The sequence below is a fragment of the Dyella flava genome (genome assembly GCF_016904955.1).
GTDB lineage: Bacteria > Pseudomonadota > Gammaproteobacteria > Xanthomonadales > Rhodanobacteraceae > Dyella_B > Dyella_B flava.
Window position 1 is genome coordinate 1 of the sequence record NZ_JADIKE010000014.1, and the last position, 4546, is coordinate 4546.

Below are 4546 nucleotides of genomic sequence, written 5' to 3' on the forward strand. Positions count from 1 at the left end.
TCGGTGACGGCGTTGAGGGTGATGTCGTGACCGGCTGACAATGCAAGCTGGTCGCCCGCGCCGAGCTGTGCACCCTGGCTGATGAGGTCGTTACCGGCCACCAGTTGCGCACTGCCGCCCACCGTGAGGTTCGTGACGGTGTAGGTAGTGGTTTCAACACCGTTGCGTTGCGTGCCCTGATGGTCGGTGTGGCCTTGGGCGTTGAGGCTGAGGTTGTTACCGGCAATGAGTTGTGCGTTGCTGCCGGCACCCAGGTTGCTGGCCGTGGCGGTGAGGTCGTTGCCAGCGGCAAGACCGAGGTTTTGGCCGGCGCTGACCGTGGCGTGATCGAGCGTGAGGTTATTCCCGGCTTGCGCGGTGAGCTCACCGCTGGCGGTGATCTGGCCACCGGTCGGTGCACTGGGATTTGCTATGTTCAAACCGCTGAGGTCGACGTTGCCCAGATTCGCCGCGTCGTGGAGGGTGCTGCTGGTGAGGTTGTTGCCGGCGACCAGCGCAACATTACCGCCCTGGATGTTGCCCACGTTGAGCAAGTCTTGCGCGGCTTGCACGCTCAGGTTGCCACCACCGGCGAGGTGGCCGGCGTTGAGCAGGTTGCCGGCCGTGATGCTGGCGTCGTGGGCGGCCTGGATTGCGCCAGTATTGGTGAGCTGGTTGCTGGCGTTGAGCGTGACGCTGCTGCCCTGGATTACCGCACCGCTGGCCACGTTCTTGGCGGTTTGCTGGCTGAGGTAGACCACCGGCACCAGCACCTGTTCGCCGTTCACGCTTTCGTTGACCAGCCACACCATGTCCTGCGTCAGGCTGGCCATTTGCGCCGGGGTGAGCGCCACGCCGACGGCGAGGTCGAACGCCTGTGCTTGCTGCGCACCGGCATCCATCAGCGCCTTGTATTGCTCGAGCGCGTCGCTGTTGTTGTTGAGGTAGCGCAGGCCGGTGAGGCGGGTGATCTGATCCATCACCAGTTGGGTTTCATAGAAGGCATCGCCCAGGCGCTTCAAGGTGAGGTCGCCGTGCAGACCCAATTGACTGAGCAGGTAGTCGCTGCCCAGGAAGCCGCTGTAGCTGGCAAAGCGCGGATCGGTTTCCACCAGATAGGGATGGCCCGCGCCCGGCGTGAGGGTGTAGAGCCCGTTGCTGGGGAGCTGCAGGCTGCCGTCGCCGATGGTCTGGACCGGCTCGCCGCTGTGGGGCCCCACGCCGACACCGATCACCGGCCGGCCATCACCGCCGACCACGGTATTGCTGATGTCCTGCCCGCTGATGTCCACCGCCTGGCCCGCGCTTAAGCTGGCCGACAACCCCGGTCCCGCATCGAAACCGATCCAGTCCGGCTGGCCCGCGCCCAGGCCGGTGGATGTCGTGCCCTGCTTCGTGCCCCAGGTTTCATAACCTTTGAAATCCCAATGACGATCGGGATCGAAGTTGACGAAGGCGATGCCGGTTTGCTCGGTGATGGTTTCGCGCACCGTGCCGGTGGGGGTCCAGGCGATGTTGCGCACGGTGTCGTTACCGGTGTTGCCACCACCCGCGTTGCCGTCCTGACCGTTGATGATCAGGGTGTGACCGGCGGCGATGGTGGAGGTGTCGTTGAGCACGGAGCCGTTCAACGTGATGTTGCCGCCGGCCAGCACCCGGCTTTCGGCGCTGGCGGCTTTCAGCCGTTCGACCGAGACCAGGGTCTGCGTGACGATCGCCTGCAGGTCGTTGTGCAGGATGGTGTGCGGGTCGTTCTGGCCGGGCATGGTGACGCCGTTGCACCAGGTGTCACCGTCTTTGCCGGGCGTGCCGAGCGTGCCGCAGTACGCTTCCAGCGCGGCGACTTGCTCGGCGCTGAGCACTTGGCTGGGATCTACGTACGGCGGCTGATGCAAGGGGTTGGGATCGTCATAGCGATAGACCGGCAACGGATCGAGGGTGACGGTGTTCTGCGCCTGCTCGGCGTCACTCAGTTGGTAGACCTCGGTCTGGAACACGCGGCGCTGGTTGGTGAAGTGCTCGGTCGCGATCGTGACATCGCCGCCGGCTTCGATGTCCCCGGACAGATTGGTGACGCTGTGGCTGCGCGTGCCGTTCGCATCGGCGGCAAGGGTGAGGTCGCCCAGGCTGTAGAGCGTGGCGTCGCGGTTGAGCAGGTCGCCGGTGATGTACAGGTTGAGCTGGTTGACCGCGGCGATCAGCGCGCTTTGATAGGGGGTGTTGTCGGTGACGGTGCCGAGGTCGGCGCCGTTGGTGAGGGTGGTGGCGTTAACGGTGATGGCGTTGCCGATCACCGTGCCGGTATTGGTGATGGTGTCCGCGTTGAGGGTGACGCTATCGCCCTCGATGCGGCCGGCGTTGGTTTGCGTAGCGGCGTTGAGCGTGGTGGTGGCGCTGTTGATCAGCGCACCGAGCTGGTTGTCGAGGCGGGCGGCGTGGAGGGTGAGCGCGTTGACCGCCTGCAGGGTGGCGCCGGCCGCGTTGGTGAAGGCGCCGCCGACATCCAGGCTGAGGTCGTGGTTGGCGAACAGCGTGTTACCGGCCGGGTTGGTGTAATCACCGGCCAGCGTCAGCTGCAGATCGTGGCCGGCGCGCAGGCGGCCATTGCCATCGAGCATAGTGAAGGCCGCGACGAGGTCACCGTTGGAGGCCAGCTCGCCACTATCGTTGTGCACGGCGGCGAGGGTGAGCGCGATATCGCCGCCCGCGCCGAACGAACCGGCCGTGTTGTCCAGCGTGGCGTTGCTGTTGGTCCAGTGGAGGTCACCGGCGCTGTACAGCGTGCCGCCCTGATTGCTGAGGTAGTCGCTTTGCAGCGTGAAGTCGCCGCCGGACACCAGGGTGCCGGCGTGGTTGGTAACAGTGGCGGCATCGAGCTGCACATCGCCCTGCCCGCCCACGGTGCCGCCGGTGTTGTCGAGGGTGTCGGCGTGGAGGGTGGTGAGGCCGTGATCGGCATTGGCGATACGGCCGCCTTGATTGTTGATCGCGGCCGCGTTCACCACGAGTGAGGCGTTGCCTTCACCGGTGCCGGCTTCCAGCGTACCGTCGCTGTTGTCCAGATCAACGCCGCTCAGCGTGGCGTTGCCAGCGACGCTGAGTGTGCCGCCGCGGTTGTCCACGTGACCGGCGCTGCGCACGAGCAGTTGACCTTGCCCGAGCAGCGTGGCGTTGGCGTGATCGATATCGCCCGCGGTGCTGATCAGCGTGATATCGCCGCCGGTGCGGGTCTGGGCGCCGGACAACGCCAGCGCGCTGCCTTGCAGGGTGATCGCGCCGCTGGCGAGATGACTGCCGGTGGCGGTCAGCAGGCCGTCGGTCGTGACGGTCAGTGCCCCGCTGCCCTGCAGGCTGCCGTCACTGGCGACGCCCGCGCCGAGCGTGCCACTGGACGCCAGTTGCTGTGCGCGCAGGTTGAGGTTGTGGGCGGCGGCGATCACGTTGCGGTTGGTCAGCGTGCCGCCCGTCGTCAGCGTGAGATCCGCGCCGCTGTAGAGCGTGCCGCTGTTATGGGCGTCACCGTCGCTGTGCACCGTCAGGTTGCCCGCGGACTGCAGGCGGCCGGTCAGTTCCAGATGGCCGGCGCTGTCGATCGTGAAATCACCGCTTTGCGAGGCCAGCGTCCCGGCGTTGCGCACGCCGACCCCGGCTTCGGTGGCGATCAGATGCACCGCGTTGGCGTACATGCCGCCGAGCGCGGCCACGTCGATGCTGACGGCGGGCGCCTCGCCGGGGCCGGCGATCGCTTGCGTGGACAGATCGGCCTCATTCACCTGGTTGGCGCCGGTGACGACATTGAGCTGGTTCGCCCACACGCCACCGTTGACGCTCAGGCTGCGCGAAATCAGGTCGAGGCGATCGATGTTGGAGGCGTTGAGGCCATCGCCTTCGATAGTGAGGTGGCCGCCGGTGACACGCAGTCCGCTCAAGGCACCGTCGGCACCAAAGATTGGCGTGCCGGTGGTCAAGGTGGCCCGGTTCGTGTTGATGAAGCCACCACCATTGACTGTGATGCCGTTGGGATTGGCGATGATCACATCGGCGGCGCGACCGGCCACTTCGGTGTAGCCGCGCAGGTACGTGGGGTTGGTCGAGGTGACTTCGTTGACGATGAGCTTGGCCGACTGCCCCGCCGCATAGTGCGGATTGCCGACGATGTAGCCGCCCAGTTGCGTCGGCGAGACGCCCGCGCTGTTGTTGAGGATCAGGCCCTGCGGGTCGACGTTGAAGTGCTGGTACTGGTTATGCGACACCCCGGCGGCGGACGGTGCCACGAGGTTCACCACCGGTACGCCATTGCCGGCGGCCGTGGTGCTCGGACGATGCGCACCCGCATTAGGGTCGGGCGTCACTTGTGCGCTCGCCCCCAGCGATGTGCCCAGCAAGGCGGCGAGGACGGCCGCGCTCAAGGCACGACGTGAGAGGGAGGCGGCAGAAACCGGACGGGAACGACGAAAAGTCATGGGTCTGTCCTTGACGGATAACGGGTCGTGATGGAGATCAAAAGGCGTACACCAGCTGGAAGCCGCTGGCCGGCCGCGTGGTGGGTAACAGGCGTCCCCCATGC

General features: G+C 66.1%; 1 protein-coding gene. It reads right to left on the reverse strand.

The genetic code is table 11. From position 1 onward, the window contains the following. A partial coding sequence (locus tag ISP19_RS00075) for a two-partner secretion domain-containing protein (RefSeq protein ID WP_204678190.1) occupies window positions 1-4442 on the reverse strand: 4442 nt, incomplete at its 3' end. Window positions 4443-4546 lie beyond the last annotated feature (104 nt).